The organism is Shimia sp. SK013, from assembly GCF_001292625.1.
Taxonomy (GTDB): Bacteria; Pseudomonadota; Alphaproteobacteria; order Rhodobacterales; family Rhodobacteraceae; genus Shimia.
In genome coordinates this window covers 21,650-42,133 of the sequence record NZ_LAJH01000007.1, presented here as the reverse complement: position 1 = coordinate 42,133, position 20,484 = coordinate 21,650, and the positions used below count along the sequence as shown (strand labels likewise).

18 protein-coding genes are annotated in these 20,484 nt (G+C 54.3%); 1 reads left to right on the top strand and 17 read right to left on the bottom strand.

What is annotated here, in order from left to right:
* Positions 1-31: 31 nt before the first annotated feature.
* The 17 genes from SHIM_RS02110 to SHIM_RS02035 all read right to left on the bottom strand — a co-directional run bounded on the left by SHIM_RS02110 (position 32) and on the right by SHIM_RS02035 (position 19,280).
* Positions 32-706 carry a fumarylacetoacetate hydrolase family protein gene (locus tag SHIM_RS02110; RefSeq protein ID WP_054000984.1) on the bottom strand — a complete coding sequence of 225 codons (675 nt, stop codon included), beginning with the start codon at positions 704-706 and terminating at the stop codon, positions 32-34.
* Between the two features lie 113 nt (positions 707-819).
* Positions 820-4,605 (bottom strand): calcium-binding protein, encoded by a 3,786-nt coding sequence (locus SHIM_RS02105; RefSeq protein ID WP_152926395.1) that lies wholly within the window; start codon positions 4,603-4,605, stop codon positions 820-822.
* 356 nt (positions 4,606-4,961) lie between these two features.
* Entirely contained in the window at positions 4,962-5,579 is a 618-nt protein-coding gene (locus tag SHIM_RS02100) for a molecular chaperone TorD family protein (RefSeq protein ID WP_054000982.1), read from the bottom strand.
* On the bottom strand, positions 5,580-8,042 hold the full coding sequence (gene torA / locus SHIM_RS02095) for a trimethylamine-N-oxide reductase TorA (protein WP_054000981.1): 2,463 nt from the start codon (positions 8,040-8,042) through the stop codon (positions 5,580-5,582).
* A gap of 9 nt (positions 8,043-8,051) precedes the next feature.
* Entirely contained in the window at positions 8,052-9,236 is a 1,185-nt protein-coding gene (torC, locus tag SHIM_RS02090) for a pentaheme c-type cytochrome TorC (protein ID WP_054000980.1), read from the bottom strand.
* Positions 9,237-9,310: 74 nt separating this feature from the next.
* Positions 9,311-9,484 (bottom strand): periplasmic nitrate reductase, NapE protein, encoded by a 174-nt coding sequence (locus SHIM_RS20695; protein ID WP_082358237.1) that lies wholly within the window; start codon positions 9,482-9,484, stop codon positions 9,311-9,313.
* 801 nt (positions 9,485-10,285) lie between these two features.
* Positions 10,286-11,386: an alpha-hydroxy acid oxidase gene (locus SHIM_RS02085; RefSeq protein ID WP_054000979.1), complete on the bottom strand. Its 1,101-nt coding sequence runs from the start codon at positions 11,384-11,386 to the stop codon at positions 10,286-10,288.
* Positions 11,386-11,940: a sulfopyruvate decarboxylase subunit beta gene (gene comE, locus SHIM_RS02080; protein ID WP_054000978.1), complete on the bottom strand. Its 555-nt coding sequence runs from the start codon at positions 11,938-11,940 to the stop codon at positions 11,386-11,388. The genes SHIM_RS02085 and comE overlap by 1 nt, the downstream gene beginning before the upstream one ends.
* Entirely contained in the window at positions 11,937-12,443 is a 507-nt protein-coding gene (gene comD / locus SHIM_RS02075; RefSeq protein ID WP_054000977.1) for a sulfopyruvate decarboxylase subunit alpha, read from the bottom strand. The genes comE and comD overlap by 4 nt, the downstream gene beginning before the upstream one ends.
* Before the next feature lie 32 nt (positions 12,444-12,475).
* Entirely contained in the window at positions 12,476-12,886 is a 411-nt protein-coding gene (locus SHIM_RS02070) for a universal stress protein (RefSeq protein WP_054000976.1), read from the bottom strand.
* A 30-nt stretch (positions 12,887-12,916) separates the two neighbouring features.
* Positions 12,917-13,897: an alcohol dehydrogenase catalytic domain-containing protein gene (locus SHIM_RS02065; RefSeq protein WP_054000975.1), complete on the bottom strand. Its 981-nt coding sequence runs from the start codon at positions 13,895-13,897 to the stop codon at positions 12,917-12,919.
* Entirely contained in the window at positions 13,894-14,655 is a 762-nt protein-coding gene (locus SHIM_RS02060) for an SDR family NAD(P)-dependent oxidoreductase (RefSeq protein WP_054000974.1), read from the bottom strand. Before SHIM_RS02060 ends, SHIM_RS02065 begins: the two co-directional genes overlap by 4 nt.
* Positions 14,648-15,955 carry a histidinol dehydrogenase gene (gene hisD, locus SHIM_RS02055; protein ID WP_054000973.1) on the bottom strand — a complete coding sequence of 436 codons (1,308 nt, stop codon included), beginning with the start codon at positions 15,953-15,955 and terminating at the stop codon, positions 14,648-14,650. Before hisD ends, SHIM_RS02060 begins: the two co-directional genes overlap by 8 nt.
* An 11-nt stretch (positions 15,956-15,966) precedes the next feature.
* Complete coding sequence (locus SHIM_RS02050) at positions 15,967-17,295, bottom strand: TRAP transporter large permease (RefSeq protein ID WP_054000972.1); 1,329 nt, start codon at positions 17,293-17,295, stop codon at positions 15,967-15,969.
* A gap of 10 nt (positions 17,296-17,305) precedes the next feature.
* Positions 17,306-17,818 (bottom strand): TRAP transporter small permease, encoded by a 513-nt coding sequence (locus tag SHIM_RS02045; RefSeq protein ID WP_054000971.1) that lies wholly within the window; start codon positions 17,816-17,818, stop codon positions 17,306-17,308.
* Positions 17,819-17,924: 106 nt separating this feature from the next.
* A complete protein-coding gene (locus tag SHIM_RS02040) occupies positions 17,925-19,070 on the bottom strand; it encodes a TRAP transporter substrate-binding protein (protein WP_054000970.1) in 1,146 nt (381 codons plus the stop codon).
* 21 nt (positions 19,071-19,091) lie between these two features.
* On the bottom strand, positions 19,092-19,280 hold the full coding sequence (locus SHIM_RS02035) for a hypothetical protein (protein WP_054000969.1): 189 nt from the start codon (positions 19,278-19,280) through the stop codon (positions 19,092-19,094).
* Between the two features lie 131 nt (positions 19,281-19,411).
* Here SHIM_RS02035 and SHIM_RS02030 point away from each other — a divergent pair, with 131 nt between their 5' ends.
* Positions 19,412-20,431 carry a LacI family DNA-binding transcriptional regulator gene (locus SHIM_RS02030; protein ID WP_054000968.1) on the top strand — a complete coding sequence of 340 codons (1,020 nt, stop codon included), beginning with the start codon at positions 19,412-19,414 and terminating at the stop codon, positions 20,429-20,431.
* The last annotated feature ends 53 nt before the right edge of the window (positions 20,432-20,484 follow it).

Here is a 20,484-nt window from a genome sequence, read left to right as displayed (position 1 = left end):
GTCAAAATGAACGATCGTTCAGTCCGGGGTCTTAGCCATCGTTTTCAAGGATCAACGAAATGGGATCCAAACCTTCTATGCCGCCCGTAATCGTCTGCCCGGGCAATACGGCCCCCACACCGGCCGGAGTACCAGTCATAATCACATCGCCGGCATGCAGCATGTAATACCGCGACAAGTGCCTGACGATTTCAACGGGACTCCATATCATTTCAGCCAATGACGCGTCCTGCCGGCTCTGTCCTTCGACTTCAAGATGTATCCGCTGATCGGTTGGTGTTCCAAAATTTGCGGCAGGCGTCATGGCAGCAAAGACCGCGGAATTCTCGACATCCTTGCCAAGACTCCAGGGGCGTCGGTGATCTTTGCCATCTTGCTGACGGTCACGACGGGTCATGTCCAGCGCGCACCCATAAGCAAATATGGCTGCCTGTGCCTCAGCTTCTGTTGCTTCAAAGACGGAAGCCCCAATTGCAAAGGCCAATTCCATTTCGTGATGGTAGTTTTTGGTGCCAGACGGAAATGGCACTTTGGCGCCACTCAAAATGGCATGCGCCACTGATTTGGTGAAATACCAAGGCGCCTCACGATCAACCTCACCGCCCATTTCTGCGGCGTGGGCGGCGTAGTTGCGGCCAACACAAAAAATTCGCGATACAGGAATGGCCGCATCGGTGCCGGTCACGGGCACAGAAAACGTCGTCATTGGGTCAAATATCAAAGTCGGCAAAAGGGCGCTCCTAAACAGCGAGTGTTTAGGCCAATCCACAGGAGAAGGCGCTAAGGTGCAAGGGAAAACCCCGGAACTATTTAGCGCCGCTATACAAAGACAAAGTTGGATGCCATCCGTACTTCTGCCGCGGTCATGTTGCCTGCCAGATAAAGACTGCCATGGCGGCCCACATGCACAACAACCCCACCATCAACCTCATTGATCGACAGATCGGCAACCGAGGAGATGTCGTCATAGCCCAATTCGATCACGTCAGACCCAATTTCAAAGTCGGTGATCAAGTCGCCAACGGCCATGTCCTCGCCAGAGAAACGGAAGATGTCAGTGCCTGACCATCCAGTCAGAGTATCCCGCCCCTCGCCACCCGACAAAGTATCCGTGCCCACGCCGCCGTTGATGGTGTCTTCCCCGTCACCGCCACGCAAAAGATCATCACCCTTGCTGCCGGACAACGTGTCATTACCTTGATTGCCGGAAATGGAGTCGTTCCCATCGCCGCCCTTCATGTCATCATCACCGCCAAATCCATAGATTGCGTCGTCACCCTCATTTCCGCGAACGTAGTCATCCCCTTGGCTGCCCTCCAAGCTGTCGTTGCCAAGGTTGCCATACAACGTGTCGCTGCCGTCCAGACTCTCAATTGTATCGTCGCCGCCCAGCCCCTCGATTTGATCGTTGCCACTGGTGCCCAGGATAAACTCAGACTCGTCCGTTCCCTGCAAAATCGAGCCGGGAATGTCTGCAGGCTCCTCATCACCAAACAGGTAGGTGATCTGCACCACTTCATATGGCTTGAGCCTCACATCCAGCTCGTTTCCGTCGACTTCCTCATCCGTTATGGTTGCCAAGGTATCAAATTCATTGAAGTAATAACGTTCGCCATCGACGATCGTGTATTCTGCTTGCTCGATGTCTCCATCGCCGTTGCGGAACACTCCGTCCGAGCTGTTTGCCGAGGTGTCATAGCCGATCCGCATGGCGTAAGCCTCGTAATAGTCTCCGACCAAGGACGAGAAATCCAAATCCAAGTTGAGCACCTCATCGGCCCGAGAAACAACTTGAAACACCACTTTTTCGTCATTGATGTAGGTCTGGATTTCGACGCGCCCACTATCATTGCTAAAGGTCGTTTCCATCAACTCGGTCCCGACAAGCTCTGTGGACATGACATCAAAAATGGCGCCGCGTACCGAATTCAGGACGCGGTCCTCATCGTCTACAATTGGCATGTCCGTGCGTGTGCCCGCGTGATGTGTGGAGGTGTTGTGGACTGGCGGCCAAGCGTGCGCCGCGTCGGCTCCCATATCGATCATGTTTTCAAATTGCTCAGTAAGAATGCCTGCCGCTCGCATGCCGTTTTGGGGATAATTTGTCGTTCGGATGTTCCATTCGGTTACATGCAGATCCAATTCCTTGTCGAAATTTTCATCCCAGATTTCGTAGTCATGCCCGATAAACCCCCGCTCATTCCCGTCTCCGGTAAATTCATCGTCGTGTTTGTTGTAATAGTAATGCTCGACCACCCCGTCGATTTCCTCGCGGGCTTCGTCTGAAAGCTGATCAACAATCTGCTCGTTGGCGTCATCCCGGCGCGCCCCAAATGGTCGGTCGTCCACAGATGTATGGAATTCAGAGCCATTGTTTGGCGTTCCCATCTGCACAATGATTGACGGCTGGTCTTCTTGGGCGAGGCCGGCGTTATCCATGCCCTCGGCAAAGGCGCGGGCGGCGATGTCGGCCTTTTGGCCATAAGCGGTTTCACCTTGGATCCAGTATTCATTTCCGATTTCAAAGGCTTCCACGACATCGCCGTATTGCGTCACAATCAATTCCGCGAAACGTGCCATGTCGTCGTACATGGCTTCATATTCCTCAACGGTGAAAACCTTGGTCGGTGTGCTGAGGGTAAGCCGTACGTCCGCGCCGTTTTCGTGCGCAGCAATAACCGCGTCCAACGCCGACACAACCTCTTCGCGGAGAACCATATCGCCGTCTTCGTTTTCCTCCAGTTCCATGACGTTGAGCCAACGGGTGCCCTCCTCTTCCGGTGTTTCCGGATCAGCTTGGCCAGCCGGAAAACGCACATGCATGACGTCTAACGCGTCCACCGCAGCAACATAGTTATCAAGCGGCACACCCAGCTCGGTGTTAACGCTGTAGATCGCGTTGGCCCCAAACATGCCTGAGTTCACAAAATTGCCGGTGCCAATTGCAGACTCCAGCGTCATCGTCAATGATCCGGACGTCACGGATACACTCTCAGGCCCCGCCGCATTGAGGTCGGGGTCGAGATTGCCCAACCAGATGGATTGGTCCTGCATCAAATGGGAATCCACACCATGGATCACGGCCACCATCTGGCCATTCTGTTCCAAGATCGCTTCTCCACCTTCTTCGCTTTGATAGACCACAACAGAATCCGCGACGTCTTGCGCCGTCAAAGGTGTGCCATCCGCGCCTAGCAGGGTAATCACTTCGATGTGTCCGCTTTCGGTGCGTAACTCATAACCGTAGATTTCTACCGGTGCCTCGGCGCCGTCCTGAGGAACAACGATTTCGTAGGTATCGCGACCTTCAAGACCGGCCACCTGATCGCCGTTGTCACCAAGCAGCGTGTCGTCCCCGTCGCCACCAATCAGCGTGTCTGACGCGGCTCCGTCGACCTCCGGATCGTCCAGGCCTATCACAAGGTCATCCCCTGAATTGCCTTCAAGGTAGTCCGCGCCGTTGCCGCCAATCAAAGTGTCCTGTCCGGCACCACCTTCTATGTGATCATCAGCCACGCCAGTCGCATCGCCAGCTAGCAGATCATCGCCATCAAACTGCCCCGTCTGAGCAGGAGACAGATTGCCCAACCAGTTGGTTTCGGAGGACAGGTCCTCAACAGTGTAACCTTCAATAACGGCCACAACCTGATCACCCATAATCACGTTGGTATCACCCAAGGTATCGGCTTCTTCCAGGTGGGCGCCCGCCTCGATCAGCTGCTCTCGGGTAAGAAGTTGCCCCTCTCTGTCCAGAAAGCTCACAAGGTCGGATCTCAGTTCGGCGTCCTCACCATGAAACAACGACAGATCGGTGATCACAACCGGCGCAGCACCGGCTTCCACCACAACTTCGAACCGATCTACTCCTTCGCCGCCGGTCATGGTGTCGCCATCGTCGCCAATCAGCCGGTCGTTGTCAGCGCCCCCATAAAGCAGATCCGCAGCGCCTTGCGCGCCATCATCATCCACCGACAACAAGATATCCGCGCCTGCGTCGCCTTCCAGTTGGTCGGACCCAGTCCCTGCCGTCAGAAAGTCACTGCCCCAACCGCCAATCAGCCTGTCGTTTCCATCATCTCCAAACAGAGAATCGTCGCCGAGCCCTCCTTTGACAAGATCGTCTCCAGCGTCGCCAGAAAGAACATCAACGCCATACCCGCCCAAAAGGGTATCAGCTCCTTCGTCACCTGACATCAAATCAGCACCAGCCAACCCGACCAAAAGATCATCACCGGCCAGCCCATCGAGTGTATCGTCATCCTCGGTTCCGATGAGCGTATTGTCATCGTCATCACCGATTATGACGTCACCTGCCAACGCCTCCGGAATTGGGACATCAGGCAGCCCCGGCGCCGCGCCGTCTGAAGTTGAGGCAGTGTCCGGCTCGGTTTGGGTTTCTGCATCACCAACAGAAACTGCGTGGCTTTCGATCGTCTGGTCCGCAGGCACAGCCGAGACGGCAGCAGCGCTAGACGCGCTTTCGTCTTGCGAAAGGTCACCATCCTGCCCATTTGAGGCTGGCTCCGACGAGTCGGAGTCATTTGTCGTTTCGATTGATAAGGCAAGCAATCCGGCAGCGGACACCAAGAGCAACGTTAATAACACTATTTCCCCAATTCCGTATCGGGAAACCTGCCAAAAAAGCTGGGCCAACTCACGCGGCGCCTTAAGTATGAGCGTACACCAATCGCAAGATGCTCGTTAGGGTTTAGTTAATCTTTTTGCTTCCAGTTAAGACACAATCGGTTCTTGTATTGGAAACAATCCCCAAACCAACAGATTAACTTGGTCCCGCTGCCACTAGTTTACATAACCTGGGTTTCACGACTGATATATTTTCAAAGGGCAATCGCAGTTTCGGCAAGTCAGCGATTAAATGTTGCGGATCAAGGAGGGTATGACCATGCCCCGCGCCTCTCAGCCTGTTGGTGTTACAAAAAATGTCATTTGGGTTCAAAAGTTTAAGCCTTTGCCAAACCCGCTAAGTAGGTCTGGGCGATTTTGACCACCGCCGGGTAGAACCTGCTCAGAACCTGCACACGACAAGCGGCTTCGGCCCAGCGATCAAACCACGGCAATATCTCATTGCGCAAAAAATCCTGTGCGGTTTCTGCGCCATCATCGGGAGCGGCAAGCAAAACCGAGGTATACTCTAAAAGGAACGATATGTGGTCTGCTGGTTCGTTTGTTGGCACAGACTGGCTCAATCCACGCGCTGCAAACCGGGCTACCATACTGTCGTGCGTGGCGCCGAAAACCTTACCAGTGCCTTCCGAAAATAGCCCGGCGTAGGGCTGCGCGTTGGTGCGTTCTCCCAAAAGAAACATTGCCGCGTAATCCGCTGCAAGTGAACGCTGCGACGTGTCCAACACAGGAAGTTCAACGAGCGCCGCCTCAAAGTCCGCCCTTTGCGCGGACACATCACAAACTTCTGACATTACGACAAAAAATGCGCCGGCGGCACCGCCATAATAGGCAGTTAGCTGTTCGTTCGTCACTTCGGTCATGAACACCTGCGCCAGCCAGCGACAGACGTCAGCATGCGACAGGGAAATCGCCTCTTGCGCTGTGCTTTTCATTCAGAGTGTCACTTCGCCCGGACCACCAAAAGCAGTCACACTTGGCGCGATGCCCTCGAACTTCTCAATCTCTACAAGGCATGTGTTGGCAGATGTCGCCTGCGCCAACTTGGACGTGCCTACGTCCAGCGTCAGTGTGTTGGGATCACCATACGTGTCCAGCGCGCCGATGCTGGCGTCTTCGGGACCATACCACGCGCCTTCGTGGATGCGCACCACTCCGGGCGCAAAGTTGTCAGACACCCGCACGCCCGCCAGCAATTGCCCTCGATCATTATAGACGCGAACCAGATCGCCATCCGCAAGACCGCGTGCTTCGGCATCTTGCGGACTCATCCAAACAGGTTCACGCCCCTGCACCGTATATGTCGCGCGGTACTCATCTGATTCACACATCTGCGAGTGCAATCGTTGGTCAGGATGGCAACTCTGCATCCAAAGCGGATATTTATCCGACACCGGCCCGCCATGCGACCGTTCAAGCTTTTCCATCCACTTGGGATGGGCGCCGCAATCGTCGTAGCCGAATTTCTCGATGGTGCGGCTGGAAATTTCAATAAACCCGGACGGGGTTCCCAAGGCATTGAGCTCTGGATCCGCACGATAGTCCGCATGTCGCACCCAGTTTTCACCCCGCTCAAAGGTGACCAGGCCCTGTTCCCAGAATTCGTCAAACGGAGGCATCTCAAACCGGCCCGCATTCGCAGTCCGTGTGGTTTCATAGCTCTCTCGCACCCACTGCATTTCAGTCATGCCGCGGGTGTATTCATTGTGCCGGCCAAACCGTTTGGTGAGCATCGTGAATATCTCAAAGTCGGTCTTGGACTGATACAGCGGATCAACCAGCTTGGGCATGGCAATCACGCCTGTGTTGGAGTAGCCGCCGTATGTGTCGATGTCGTTGCGCTCAAACTGGGTGCAGGCAGGTAGCACCAAATCAGAATGTCGACTTGTGGCGGTCCAGGCAAAGTCGATGGACACCACGGTTTCCAGCTTGGTCCAGGCGCGACGCATCTTGTTGCGGTCCTGATGGTGGTGCCACGGGTTACACCCCGTGAACACGCACATTTTCACATCGGGATAGGTTATGTCGTGACCGTTGTGTTGCACATGACCGCCCGGCTCCAGCAACATGTCGATCCAACGGGCAACTGGGATTACGCCGCTCGCCCCATTGAAATCCTCACTGTCATGCTCGGGTACTTTGCCCAGATCCAGGTTGAGTGGAAATGCACCCGGCATATTGGCACCGGACTCCGGCACGCCGATACCGCTGTAGTGATGCGAATAGCTTACACCACCTCCGGGCAGGCCCACCTGCCCCAGCATTGCGGACAGAATGGTGCCCATCCAGTAAGGTTGTTCGCCATGCTGTTGACGTTGCAGAGACCAACCAAACAAAAACTGGGTGCGACCGCCCGCTAAAAGGCGGGCAAACTCGCGAATATCGTCCGCAGAGATGCCACAGATAGGCGCGGCCCATTCGGGTGACTTTTCGATCCCGTCGTCTTGGCCGGTCACATAGGAGATGAATTTTTCAAATCCCAGAGTGTATATTTCGAGGAACTCGGTGTCGTGCAGCTCTTCGGTATAAAGCGTGTGCGCCAATGCCAACATAAACGCCACATCGGTCTGAGGGTTGATGTACTTGTGCTCGGCTCCCGTGTGGTTCTGCGTTTTGGTCCGCACCGGATCAACGCTGATGACGCGCAATTCACCAGCGGCAATTTTGTCGCGCATCTGATCCAGATAGGGCAGTGATTCATGGGTTTCACAAGTCCAGCCAACTTGCAGGTTCTTCAACGGGTCAGATGCCCAAAGCACCACTGTGTCGGACTCTTCCAGAATAACCGGCCAGCTTGTGCCTTGCGAATAAACTTCTGTGTTGCCAATAACATAGGGCAAAATTGTTTGCCCCGCACCGGTGGAGTAATCCCCGACTTTGCGCACGTAATTGCCATGCATGCTAACGCCGCGGTTCATGTGATTGATGCAAGTGTGGAACATGCCTGTCTGACGCCAGCCCGTGGCCCCGGCAAACAAGCCCGACGGCCCATAGGTCGTTTGTACCCGCTCCAACTCTTCGTAAAACAGGTCGATCGCCTCATCCCACGTAACGCGCACAAAGCGGTTGTCACCTCGGGTCGTGCGATCAGCATTCTCACGGTTGTCCAACCAGTCCGCTCGCGCCATCGGATATTTGACCCGCGACGGATTGTAGATAACGCCCTTGATGCCATTCACCATGTCCGTTGGACTTGGGTCGTTCTTATAGGGTTTGACCTCGGTCACCTTGCCGCCCTTGACCAGCGCCTCAACCGCGCCCCAATGGGATCCGGTCAAGCGCCAGGTACCGGCAGACGAGGTGGCCGCCGATGCCGATTGCGACAAAAGAGACGGTCCCATAAGTGAAGATGCCGCGCTGGCTGCAAGACCTTTCAATACGGTACGACGAGTGGTCATGATTGCCTCCTAATGCGACGAATTGAAATCAGAGGAATGATTTTGCAGATAGCTCAGCACGAGCTCCCGTTCGATCGCGTCCATATTGGTAAATCCGACCATCCCGTTGAACTGCGCTGGCCATGCGTTTGCTGCAAAGTGTTCCGGATCAGGCTGCGCGTGACACCCGCTACAAGACGATTCATATGAATCTGACGCCACATTCCACAGCTGATCTGCGTCCGAGACAAATCCCCTAGCGGAGGACCACAAGCTGACTTTGACCTCCACCCAATCCAAACCGGTGTTGTCATCGTTTACCGGATCGCCAGCAGTGACATAAGCATCATTCTGCGCTGTCTCGCGTTCCAAAACGGCGACCCGCATGTTGCGACCGAAATCCGCATAAAGAACTCGACCATAGCCTTTGTCTTTCCTCCATGCGGACATATCCAGACGTACTTTGTCGCCTTTGACTTCGGCAATCTCGACCCGCGCTGTCATTGAAAGATTACCAGCTGGCTTGCTCAGGTCTTCGTCCTCAAACAGCGACACAGGCTGATAGGCAAAATAGTCCTCACCGGCGCTAAGGCTGTTGGCCGCGCGCCCGTCAAGCGCTGCGATTACCGGGCTCATCCCCTCGCCCCGCTGTGGCAGCTCGTGGGCAATGCCCTTGTGGCATTCAATACAGCCCGTGTTCAAAGCCGCGGCGGGCCGCATGTAAAACACCGCCTCATCCGACATCTTGTCCCAATCCATGCTGTCATAGTCATGGCAGTTGCGGCATTCCAAAGAATTGTTTGCCTCAAGTCGCGCCCATTCGTGCCGCGCCAGATCTTCGCGTTTTTCGAGAAACTTTTCGCGGGTGTTGATCGTGCCAAACACCGCGCCCCAGACCTCTTTGCTGGCCTGCATCTTGCGTGCGATCTTATTGGTCCACTCATGCGGCACATGGCAATCCGGACATGTCGCCCGCACGCCTGTACGGTTTTCCCAATGCACCGTCTGTTGCAATTCAACATACACATTGTCGCGCATTTCGTGACAACTGATACAGAATTCTTCGGTATTGGTCACCTCAAGAGCCGTGTTAAAGCCGCCCCAAAACAGAATACCGGTTATAAACCCACCGACCGAAAGTACACCCAGGCTAATCGTAGCTGGCGGCCTTTTCAGGGTTCTCCAGAACTCTTTCGCAACACCGAAAATACTCATTGACTCGCTCCATTCTTGGATCGTCTTGTCAAATGTTAGGCGGTGGTTTTAGCCCACCGATCCTGTTCTCTTTTTCAAAAACCTACGACGGGTGGACCGTTGATAACGTGGCTCATCCAGACAACAAAGCCGAAAACGCCAACAAACGCGACGGCAAGGCCAGGCAAAACTATCAATGTCAGGAAAGCAAACGACAGCCATTCCCGTCGCCTGCTAGGCACATAATTCGGTTCGGAACTGCCGGTCATTGCGATGCCCCTAAATAATGAAATAAATCGGTTTCAGCATGAATGATTTCGGTATCCTGGGTCAAGTGCGGGTTCGCGAGGGTCCACTCAGGATGAATTCGGGCATTGATAAATCTTTGACACACCGCAATCCGCGTGACTGCCATTTGGCTGCGGAAGCCCTTGAACAAAAACCCTTACACAAAATCGTGCGCGGCTGAAGCTCCCAATCTGGGTGCGAAGTGGCCGCGAAATTCCGGATTAGTGTTTAAGGTGGACCGCCTGAGCGAAGGTGATGATCCAAAATGAAGAAACAAAAAGAACCATCCGCCGAGTTTAAGGCCAAGGGTGCGCTTGAAGGGATCCGCGAGGAGATGACGCTTGCGGAAATGTCCTAGAAATACAGCGTGCATCTAGGGGCGGCAGTGCATTGCCCGCGACAATGTCGCGAGAGTGGTGGTGGCACAGCCGCAAAGTGCTGTCACGGAGGCTGCATCCAGGTAAGATGGATCGCGGAGCTTTACCGAGAAGTAGCCAGCACCCGCTTAGGCCTCGGCATCCGAGAACGATCCATATGGCCGGACGGTTTTGGATGGTTTTCCATATCAGGTTGCAATGCCGATGATGAGGTTTCCGCTGACTTTTACATCATATTCTAAGACGCAGGTTCCATCTGTCTCATGATCGTTGTCGACAAGTTTGCCGTGTTGCCGATTGCCAAACGCGTTACTGCCTTCCTGATTGTAGCTGCAGTTAAGACGGAAGCGCAGTAAACGAACAGTGACGTTGAAGCCAAAAGTTGTTTAGCGCGTTGTGCGAGGATTAGCGGGCCCGGTAAATTGGGCTAACCAAGCCGGTTTGCGCCATGGCAATACTCAATTCGTCACTCAGCGTGTCCCAGAGCGCGTGAAGGCCCCGTTCTCCACCAGCTGCAATCGCAAATTGCAAAATTCGTCCGAAAAATGTGAAGTTGGCACCAAGGTTCAACGCCTTAAGAGCGTCTTCCCCGGATCTAAGGCCGCTGTCGAAAAATAATGGGTAATCGGGTCCAACTTCACGTCGAATTTCAACCAGCATTTCAATCGGGGCCGGAACGGCTTCCAATTGACGTGCTCCATGACTTGAAACTTGGATCGCATCGACCCCGGCAGCAACAAGCCGGCGGGAATCGTCGACATCCAACACACCTTTGACCACCAACTTTCCGGGCCACATATCTCTGAGACGCGCCAGGGTCTGCCAGTTCGCCAGTGCCCTGCTCTCAGTTCGGTCAAACTCAAATCCGGGCCTCAGAAAATTTGCCATTTGTGGTTTTCCCGCTCGCAAAGTGGCCAAGGACCACCTTGGGTGCATTGCAAAGTCAAAACATTGCTTCGGGCCCATGCGGAAAGGCATTTTGAACCCATGGCGAAGCTCGCGGGGGCGCCGTCCAACTTCAGGAACATCCACCGTCAGAACGAGGGTTTTGTATCCGGCGGCTATGGCTCGCTCCACCAGCTTGAAAGTGCCCGCCCCGTCGCCGCTGAAATAAAGTTGAAACCACGCGTGCCCTTCTGCCACCTCAAGGAGTGTCTCCATCGAAGTGGACGCCACAGTCGACACTCCGTGGGGAACACGATATCGCGCGGCCAATCGGGCCAGCATCAAGTCTGCTCCGGGAGCGGCCAAATTGCACATACCCATGGGGGCGATACCAAACGGGCGATCGGCAGGCGCGTCGAACAAATTGACCTGCAGCGACCGCGCACTCACGTCTTTAAGAATTCGGGGTCGCAAGGTGATTTTGTCGAGCGCCCTACGGTTTCGTAGGGCGCCCATTTCATTTCCAGCGGCACCATCAATGTAGTCAAAAACCATCCATGGCAGGCGCCGTTTGGCAAGTCGGCGCGCATCCTCCGCAGAATGGATCGCGCCGTGAGACATCAGCTTGAAACCGCTTTCATGAAGCGATCACAAATGACAACCGGATCCATCGTTATCACCGGCATTTTTGCGTTGCCGCTTTCACATTTGACGACAAGGACAGTTGCCTTGCCACTGTCTAGGGCCGCTTGCAGCGCATCTCCGGTATCAACATCCTGAACTTCGATCACAGTGTCACAACCCGCTGCTCGGGCCATGCCCGCCAGATCAGTTTTCTTGCCGGTATAGGTCGGTTGATCGCCGGTGGAGCCATACGAACCGTTGTCTATGATCATCAGAATGTAGTTGCTTGGCGCATTGTTTCCGATCGTCGGAAGCGTGCCGAGATTGGTCAAAACAGAGCCGTCACCATCAATGACGATCACGGGTTTTGGCTGAGTGAGCGCAAGTCCCAAGCCAATCGAGGACGCCAACCCCATGGTGCCAAGCATGTAGAAGTTGCTTGGCTGATCGTCGATGGCATGCAGCTCTTGAGAGGGAATGCCAATGTTACACACCACCAGTTCATCCCTCAGGATGGGGGCGATTTCTTTGAGAATTTCAGAACGGATCATTGGTCGCCGTAGCCTCCCCAGAAGTTGGCATCTGTCAGGATGGCAACGGGTTTCTTGCTCATGAATGTGTATTTAAGAATATTGTCGAACTCTTCGACATCGCGCTGATGATGGAAGTGATAAGTCGGAATGTTCAGCTGCGCCAACAAGGCTTTGGTGTGCACGGCCATCTCGACTTGGCACGCCACAGGTTCGCGCAACTCGCCGCGATACGAGATCAGCATCGGTAAGGGCATGCGATAATACTGGATCAACGTCGCAAGCGTATTGATCGTTACTCCGATCGCTGTGTTCTGCATTATTATCGCAGGACGTTCGCCGCCCATCCATGCACCAGCGCACAGTCCCATACCTTCGTCTTCCTTATTCGACGGGATGTGAAAGATGTCGTCACGTTGATCAACCTCTTCGATCACGCCCGCCAGCTGCTTGCATGGCACAGTGGTGACAAATGAGACGCCATTGGCGACCAGATCATCCGCAATCTTTTTGTCTATGTTCATTGTGAATTTGCCTTTGTTAATACGGAACGTGTTTAGGAGCCGCGGTACACATGTACCGCACAGGCAGAGTGACGCACGACGCGGGCCGCTGTTGTCCCCATCAGGTAGTCACTAAGACCGGGTTTGTGTGACCCTATGACAATGCACTCTGTGCGATGTTCAGCGGCGTAGTCGATGATGGTCCTATAGGTGTGGCCTTTGACGATTTCGGTTTTGATCCCGTCTACCCCGGCGGTTTTTTCTTCGAGCATTGCCTTGGCTGTTTGAAAGCCCTCACGTACGACGCTTTCATCCAGAAACGTGCTTACGGAACCGGAGGGCGTTTCGTAAATATGTAACGCAGTGATGGATCCGCCCGGGGAGCAAAGCGCCTTTGCAATGGCCAATGTCGACTCAGACAGTCCATGGTCAAGAGCCATTGGAACAAGAATTTTCTTATACATCAGGTGTCTCCTTGGAAGCGGAATTGGGTGTTAGGGCCAAGGGCTCAAAACTATCTTGGGCGCAGCAACAAGTCCCATTTGCAGATCGACAAAAGCTTTACCGCCACCCGATAGTGGTCGTTCCTCAATCCAATCGAGCGAACCAAGGCGACCATCGAAAATAGCCTGTGCCGTGTCGCGGAAATCCTTCGCGGTATAGGTATACGTTCCAATGAAAGTCACCTCTTGCAGGGTCAAACGACGAACATCGAGCCCGCCGGCGTCCTCTCCTAGACCCACATGCACTATGACCCCTCCCGGATCGACCAACGCCGAGGCGGTGGCGCGGGTCGCGCTGTAGCCGACAGCATCGATGACCAAGGGAGCAGAGTGCTCAATCTGCTCCGTCACGTCTTGTTGGCATCTATCCCGAAGATATTTGCGGCGGGTTTTATTTGGCTCGACAATGCTGACATTTGCCACTCCCATAGCCTTAAGCGCCAGCGCTGCCGCCAAACCGATTGCACCTCCACCTATGACAACGGCACGCCTTTCCATAGACGGGTGCAGCGTTTCCAGTCCAAGTCGCGCGGCGTGCCAGCTTACCGCCAAAGGTTCTGCCAGCGCGGCCTTGTGCAATGGAACCGCGTCGGGAACCGTGATTAAATTGGCTTCCGGCATTGCCAAATACTGTGCAAACGCGCCTTCACGCGGTGGCATAGAAATAATTTGTCTCTTGCCACAGAGGTTTTCGCGCCCCGACAGGCAGGCGGAGCATGCACCGCATGTGACCAATGGGTTGATCGTGATGCGTCGCCCAGCTTGGGGACCTTCTTCAATGACACCCGCAGCTTCGTGCCCTAGTATCAAAGGTGCGGGACGTCGCGCATCATGCCCAAGGAAAGCGTGCATGTCCGATCCGCATATTCCCACGGCCTCTATGCGGATCAGGTGTTCCCCAACATCCGCAGACACCATCGGGACATCCTGATATTTCAGCGTTTTTTCGCCCTCATAGACCAGCGCTTTCATTTTGCTGTAAAGCCTCCATCCACCATAAGGACCTGCCCGGTCACATATGCAGAGGCATCCGAGCACAGAAATAACAGCGGACCATCTAAATCGTTCAATTGGCCATTGCGCCCGACGCAAGTTTGCGCTGCGTTTCGGGCTGCGCGTTCACCATCCTGAAAAACTGCTTGGGTCAACTCAGTCGGGAAGAACCCGGGGCCAATCGCATTGGCCGTGACGCCGTCGTGCCCCCATGCCTCGGCCATTGCGCGCGTCAATTGCGCGATGCCGGCCTTGGTTGCGCCATAGGCAATACCGCCGGGGAAAGCGCGTGTGGTTTGCAAGGAGGCAAAATTGACGATCCGCCCCCACTGCTTTTTTTTCATACTCCGCACCAGGTTTTGGCTAAGAAAAAATGGCGCTGACAGATTGAGGGCTACGGTTTGGTCCCAGCCCTCCTCTGTGACATCATCTGCGGCCTGTCTGGTGTTAACACCCGCCGCGTGCACAAGAATGTCTGGCGGACCAAAGGGGTCGCTTACAGCATCAGCCAAAGCGCCGATGTGATCACGGTCTGAGATGTCAGCGGCCACATAGGCTGCCTTTTTGCCGATCTCCGCAACCAGTTCTGAAAGTGCCTCTTTTCGACGTGCGACGGCCACGACTGTGGCTCCAGCGCTCGCCAACGTCAAAGCGGCTTGTCGCCCAAGGCCAGAGCTGGCCCCTGTAACACAGGCTGTCCGACCTGAGAGGTCAAAAAGTGCGCGTGGGTCAGCCATTGGCAGTCAGATCAAAAATTTCGTCTGGGAAATACTTCGCCAGACGGACATCTGCGGCTCGGGCATGACCTTCCATACCTTCTAGCCGGGAAATTCGGGCGGTTGCCTCAGCGACGGCCTTGGACCCATCGCGCGTGGCACGCTGCCAAGTGACGATTTTCATGTATTTGTGGACCGAAAGCCCGCCGGTATAATTCGCTGCGCGTGACGTGGGTAAAACGTGGTTGGTACCGGTTGCCTTGTCGCCATACGAGACGGTTGTTTCTTCTCCCAAGAACAGAGACCCGTAGCATGTGAGGCGCTCCAGCCACCAATCAAGGTCATTTGCTTGCACAGTGAGATGCTCAGGTGCGTACTCGTCAGAGCATGCGGCCATAGCCTCGCGATCAGCGCAAAGGATGACTTCGGCGTAGTCGCGCCATGCAGCAAAGGCGTTTTCTCTGTTCACTTCGGGCAGGTCATCGATCAGTTTCGGAACGAGGGCCATGACGTCTTCGGCCAGTTTGCGATCATCGGTGACAAGCCAAACCGGAGAGTTATAGCCATGCTCGGCTTGGCTCACGAGGTCAGTGGCAACGATATGCGCGTCCGCGGTTTCGTCCGCGAGAACAAGGCTGTCGGTTGGGCCAGCGATCATATCAATGCCAACACGACCAAACAAAATGCGTTTTGCCTCTGCCACAAACTGATTGCCAGGCCCGACCAGAATGTTGGCCTTGGGCAAACCAAACAAACCAAAGGTCAAAGCTGCCACGCCCTGAACGCCGCCCATCGCCAGAATGTTGTCGGCGCCGCAAATATGCGCCGCATAGACGATCGCAGGTGCCACGCCTGTATCGGGGCGCGGTGGAGAACATGCTGTAATATGGCGGCAGCCTGCTACTTTGGCCGTGGTCACCGTCATGATCGCGCTTGCAATGTGACTGTACCGCCCACCGGGAACGTAACACCCTGCCGCGTCCACAGGGATCACTTTCTGCCCTGTAACAAAGCCAGGTGTGATTTCGGTTTCCACGTCGCCAACAGTGCTTTTTTGCAGTTCGGCAAAGCGACGCACATTGTCGTGCGCAAACTGAATGTCGAGACGCAGTTTTTCAGGCACCAATGCGCAAGCAGCAGCAATCTCTTCAGGCGTCAGAAGCACATTGCCGGTATATTTGTCAAACTTGGCTGCATACTCCAGAGCGGCCTCATCACCACCAGCTTCGATATCGCTAAGAATTCCCTTCACGATATCATGGGTTTCCGACGCGTTTGATTTTGCGGTCAGCGATGCCTTTTTAAGGTATTCACGGGTCATACAGGACAGTCCTATTTGTAAATATCGGGAAGCAAGGTTGTGGAGATGGCTGGGACGTATCCAATCAGCAGAACCACAATCAGCATTGTCAGAACAAAAGGTACCGCACGCACAGCGATTTTCAGGATCGACTCGCCGGTAATGCCAGACACCACAAAGAGATTGAGCCCCAACGGCGGCGTGATGAACCCAACGCCCAGTGCAGTGATCATCATGATGCAAAACTGGATCTCGTTCATGCCGATGTTGTCGGCCAATGGCTTGAGAATGGGGGCAAGTATCACGATGTTCGGAGTGGTTTCCATCACGCACCCAGCGGCAATCAGTATGCCAATCATCAAAAGAATGAGCACGGCTGGCTCGTCGGTGAGGCCGGTAACTGCGGCCACAAAGCCCTGTGGCACTCCCATAATAGCGAGAGCCTCGGCCAAGGGAGCGGAGAACGCGATGATCGGCAGGATCACCCCGTTGACCTTTGCTGAACTGACCAACATCGCCGGGAAATCCGAGAGCTTGAGGGTGCGCAGAATGAAGCCGATGATAATGGTCACGACAACAGCGGTTGCACCAGCCTCTGTTGGCGTCAGGCGCCCAGAGAAAATGCCGTAGAAGATGATCCCTGGCACGATGAAGGCATACCAGCCGGATTTGAGCGAGGTCCAAACGTTTGCCGCCCAGTCTGACAAACTCATATTGCCACCGGTCTCATAGCTATAGAGGCGGTTCACAATGATGTTGGTAACAAGAATGGAAATCAGGATCGCAAGGCCGGGAATGACCGCCGCCAAAAACAAGGTCGACGCCGAAATACCCAAAACGAGGCCAATGATAATGTAGGCAATGGATGGCGGGATCAGAATGCCTGTGCAGGCGCCGGCGGCGACAAGTGCGCAGGCATATGGGCGCGGATAACCACTCTCGACCAGACGGTCGATGGTCATGCGTCCCACTGCGGCGGCACCCGCCGCATCGGAACCGGAAATGGCCGCGAACATTCCGCAGACAAGGACGGTGGCCGAGCCAAAACCGCCTTTGGTCCAGCATGTGAGCGCCTCGGCCACATCCAGAAACTTGCGACTGAGGCCCGTGCGAACAAGCACATCCCCAGTCAGGATGAATAGTGGAACAGCAGTCAGTGCAAAGGCATCAATGCCGGTAAAAAGGCTTTCACCCACAGCAGAGAGCGGCAGATCGCCAGACATCACCAGCATGGTGATGGCGGCCGTGCCGATGGCAGCCCACACGGGCACAGCCAAGGCGATTAAGCTGACAAAAAGAATGACCGGTAGATAGAAATCCCAGCCCAGATCGACGGTGTGATTAAGTTGTTGCCAAAGCATGTGTCGCCCCTCAATCAAACAGTTTGTCACCTTCGAAGACGGGAGTGCCGTCTCGAAGGTTGCGAATGTCACGACGCAGAGATTGAAGCAGACGCCAAGTCATCAAAGCGAACCCCAGCGGGACCGCCATCAGAAACCAAACCATGGAAATGCGCAGCCCGTGGCTGACCGATCCGAATTTGGCAGAGACATGCACGGTTTCGTAAGACCAGTACAACGCCACCAGAGCGACAAAAAGCATGACTAAATCGCCGAAAATATAAAACAGCGCCTTCGGTCTCGGGCCAAAATAGTGAAGGATAACATCGATCCGAATGTGCGCGCGTTCTTTGACCGCTGCCGCCGCGCCAATCCACGCGAGATAGATGAAGGAGTAGCGAACGATCTCTTCGCCCCAGATGGACGAATAGGCAAAAAGCTCCCGCCGGATGACCTCGACAGCCATTGTGACGACCAGCATCACGTAAAACGTCAACAGAAGCCAACGCTCAGCATTTTTATCAATCGCGCGCAAAATTTTCATGGTGTGTCCCGAGGTTCAGATGGGGCGTGACCTGTCAGATACAGCATATTTTGGCTGCATTTTGGTCAAAACCGTGGGCGACATTGCGCCGCCCACAAGTCTTTGATTAAGCGTCGTGCACGTAGTATTTACCCTGCGTGCCTGCGGCCTCTTCCATCTTGGCAAAGTTATCCATTGATCCCGCCAGTTCGGTTTTGAACGTGTCCCATTCAGAACGCTGATACCCACCGGCCTCTTTCCATTCGCCCAGTTGATCCTCGCTCAGGGAATGAAATTGCACACCAGCCTTGGTCAGCTCAGACATCGCAAAAGACCTTGCTGATGGCACTTTGGACAGGTTTTGGTGCGCGGTCATTTCCGCCCCCCACATCACGCCATCTTGCACGTCAGAAGGCAGCGAGTTGAACCATTCCAAATTACAGGAATAAACCTGACTATCTGGCACAGCTTGTGTGAAAGTCACATGGCTCAGGATATCCTTGAAACCAAACACGTAAAGCGCGCCAACGGATGGATCCAAGGCGTCAGCAACACCCTGTTTGATCGCAGATGGTGTCTCGCCCCAAGCCACCGGAGTTGGGTTCGCCCCAACCATACGATAGTACTGTTGCAACATTTTTGAGCCGGGAACGCGGAATTTGACGCCGCTCATATCGCTGGGAGACATGACCGCATCACCGCCCTTGCGAACGGCGACAACACGGGGGTCGATATTCACATAGAAGAGTGCCTTGAAGCCGTTTTCTTCCACTTTTGGTTCTACATTTGACTTCCAGAAGTCAGAGGTCACAAGGTTTGTGAAACGCTGATTTGACCCACACAAATATGGCATGTTGATTAGGTCAACTGTGGATGCAAATGGCGCGAAGTTTGACAATGAATGTTGCGCGGCCTGAATGGTTCCGCCCTGAACTTTTTGCACCAAAGCGCCACCGGCACCGAGTTGCCCACCTGGTGCCAGCTTGACGTAGATTTTGCCGTTGGTAGCGTTTTGAATGTTCTCTTTGAGATCGAGCTGCATGATCGGATAGCTGCGCGATGCGCCCAGCACATAGGCTGTGGCAAGGGTCATCACATGGTCGGCAGCGGCCTCCCGGTCTTTCTCTTCTTTGGCGGTTTGCGCTACAGCTTCGGTAGACCAGAGAACGCCGCCGGCCCCCGCAACCAATGCAGCAGTGAAACCGCCACCCGCGCTGAGTTTGAGAAAATTTCGACGTTCTGTCGATTGAAGCCCATTTTTTCTGTTAGTCATAGTTTCCTCCCAATACGTGTATCATCCACTGCTTTTTCTTTTCTTTTCAGTGGTTTCTCTCTTCAGAATTGCGACAACAAAAAGAATAGACGCCGCAAACAGAACCAACATTTCCCCCACGTCTCCCAAGAATGCGCTGCCCGCGAAGGCACCGAGCGCTACATTTGCAAAGAAAACGGCAAAGACGGCGATCGAGGCGGCGAGAAACATCGGACACTCCTATTGAGTTGGTTCGGTAACATTTGTAAGCGCTTACATTCAAAATGCAAGCGCTTACATTGCGTGTGGTGATTTCCTGTAAATGTGATATGAAGAGGAACTAGATTTCAGCAGAAGAAAAAATGGAAAAAAACCGTCGGGCACCAACACTTAGCGATGTAGCGCGAACAGCGAACGTTTCGACCGCGACGGTATCGCGTTGTCTGAATTCGCCTGATCGCGTTGTCGAAAAAACTAGAAAACGCGTAATGGAAGTCGTTGAGCTCTTGGGTTACACGCCCAACTTTGCTGCGCGCGTGATGGCGGCAAACAGATCATTCACCATTGGTGCGATCATTCCGACCATGGACAACGCGATCTTCGCCCGAGGTTTGCAAGCTTTTCAAGATCAACTGCGAGATCAGGGCTACACCCTCCTCGTTTCAAGTTCTGCCTACAAGCCAGACGTTGAAGAGGAACAAATCAGAGCTCTCGTGGCCCGAGGTGCAGACGGACTTCTACTGATTGGCCATGAGCGAAGGTCTGAAATTTACGACTACCTGAAACAGCATCAGGTCCCAACGCTGGTGGCTTGGTCTCATCTTCCTGAGGCGGATCTTCCTTCCATTGGTTTTGACAATCGAAGTTCGATGGCCTCTCTGGCGCGAAAGGTGATTCAAGAAGGACATAGCGAAATTGCGATGATTTCCGGCGTCCTTACAGGCAATGACAGGGCAACGAGACGTAAGAATGGCGTAGAGGACGCATTGCGGGAACATGGCCTTGAGGCAAACCATATCAACATCGTTGAAACGCCATATGGCATTGAGCATGGCGAGGCCGCGTTTCGCGAGTTGATGTCTCGGGCCACACGTCCAACGGCTGTTTTGTGCGGCAATGACGTATTGGCTGTTGGTGCATTGCGCGCTGCGCAAGCACTGGGTCTCCGGGTACCCGAAGATGTTTCCATTACCGGCTTTGATGACATCGAATTGGCCGAGATTGTTAACCCCGCTTTGACTACAGTACACGTTCCCCATCGGGAGATGGGGCGCAAGGCTGCCAGCGAGTTGATAGAAATGGTAGAAGGCAAGTCTGAAGGGCGTACCATCTGCATCGACACCTATATTGTAAGGCGTCAATCTCTGGCCCCGCCCCGTTGAGATAAGGCGCTATTTAACATCTACAAAATCGATTTCATTTCCAATTCTGGACC

Bases quoted from the DNA above. Each gene is read 5' to 3' on its own strand.
- SHIM_RS20695 (WP_082358237.1), bottom strand. From the start codon at position 9,484: ATGACCGGCAGTTCCGAACCGAATTATGTGCCTAGCAGGCGACGGGAA.
- comD (WP_054000977.1), bottom strand. From the start codon at position 12,443: ATGAACATAGACAAAAAGATTGCGGATGATCTGGTCGCCAATGGCGTC.
- torC (WP_054000980.1), bottom strand. From the start codon at position 9,236: ATGAGTATTTTCGGTGTTGCGAAAGAGTTCTGGAGAACCCTGAAAAGG.
- comE (WP_054000978.1), bottom strand. From the start codon at position 11,940: ATGATCCGTTCTGAAATTCTCAAAGAAATCGCCCCCATCCTGAGGGAT.
- SHIM_RS02110 (WP_054000984.1), bottom strand. From the start codon at position 706: ATGACGACGTTTTCTGTGCCCGTGACCGGCACCGATGCGGCCATTCCT.
- torA (WP_054000981.1), bottom strand. From the start codon at position 8,042: ATGACCACTCGTCGTACCGTATTGAAAGGTCTTGCAGCCAGCGCGGCA.
- SHIM_RS02085 (WP_054000979.1), bottom strand. From the start codon at position 11,386: ATGTCTCACGGCGCGATCCATTCTGCGGAGGATGCGCGCCGACTTGCC.
- SHIM_RS02060 (WP_054000974.1), bottom strand. From the start codon at position 14,655: ATGGCTGACCCACGCGCACTTTTTGACCTCTCAGGTCGGACAGCCTGT.
- SHIM_RS02035 (WP_054000969.1), bottom strand. From the start codon at position 19,280: ATGTTTCTCGCCGCCTCGATCGCCGTCTTTGCCGTTTTCTTTGCAAAT.
- SHIM_RS02045 (WP_054000971.1), bottom strand. From the start codon at position 17,818: ATGAAAATTTTGCGCGCGATTGATAAAAATGCTGAGCGTTGGCTTCTG.
- SHIM_RS02050 (WP_054000972.1), bottom strand. From the start codon at position 17,295: ATGCTTTGGCAACAACTTAATCACACCGTCGATCTGGGCTGGGATTTC.
- SHIM_RS02030 (WP_054000968.1), top strand. From the start codon at position 19,412: ATGGAAAAAAACCGTCGGGCACCAACACTTAGCGATGTAGCGCGAACA.
- SHIM_RS02065 (WP_054000975.1), bottom strand. From the start codon at position 13,897: ATGAAAGCGCTGGTCTATGAGGGCGAAAAAACGCTGAAATATCAGGAT.
- SHIM_RS02070 (WP_054000976.1), bottom strand. From the start codon at position 12,886: ATGTATAAGAAAATTCTTGTTCCAATGGCTCTTGACCATGGACTGTCT.
- SHIM_RS02040 (WP_054000970.1), bottom strand. From the start codon at position 19,070: ATGACTAACAGAAAAAATGGGCTTCAATCGACAGAACGTCGAAATTTT.
- hisD (WP_054000973.1), bottom strand. From the start codon at position 15,955: ATGACCCGTGAATACCTTAAAAAGGCATCGCTGACCGCAAAATCAAAC.
- SHIM_RS02100 (WP_054000982.1), bottom strand. From the start codon at position 5,579: ATGAAAAGCACAGCGCAAGAGGCGATTTCCCTGTCGCATGCTGACGTC.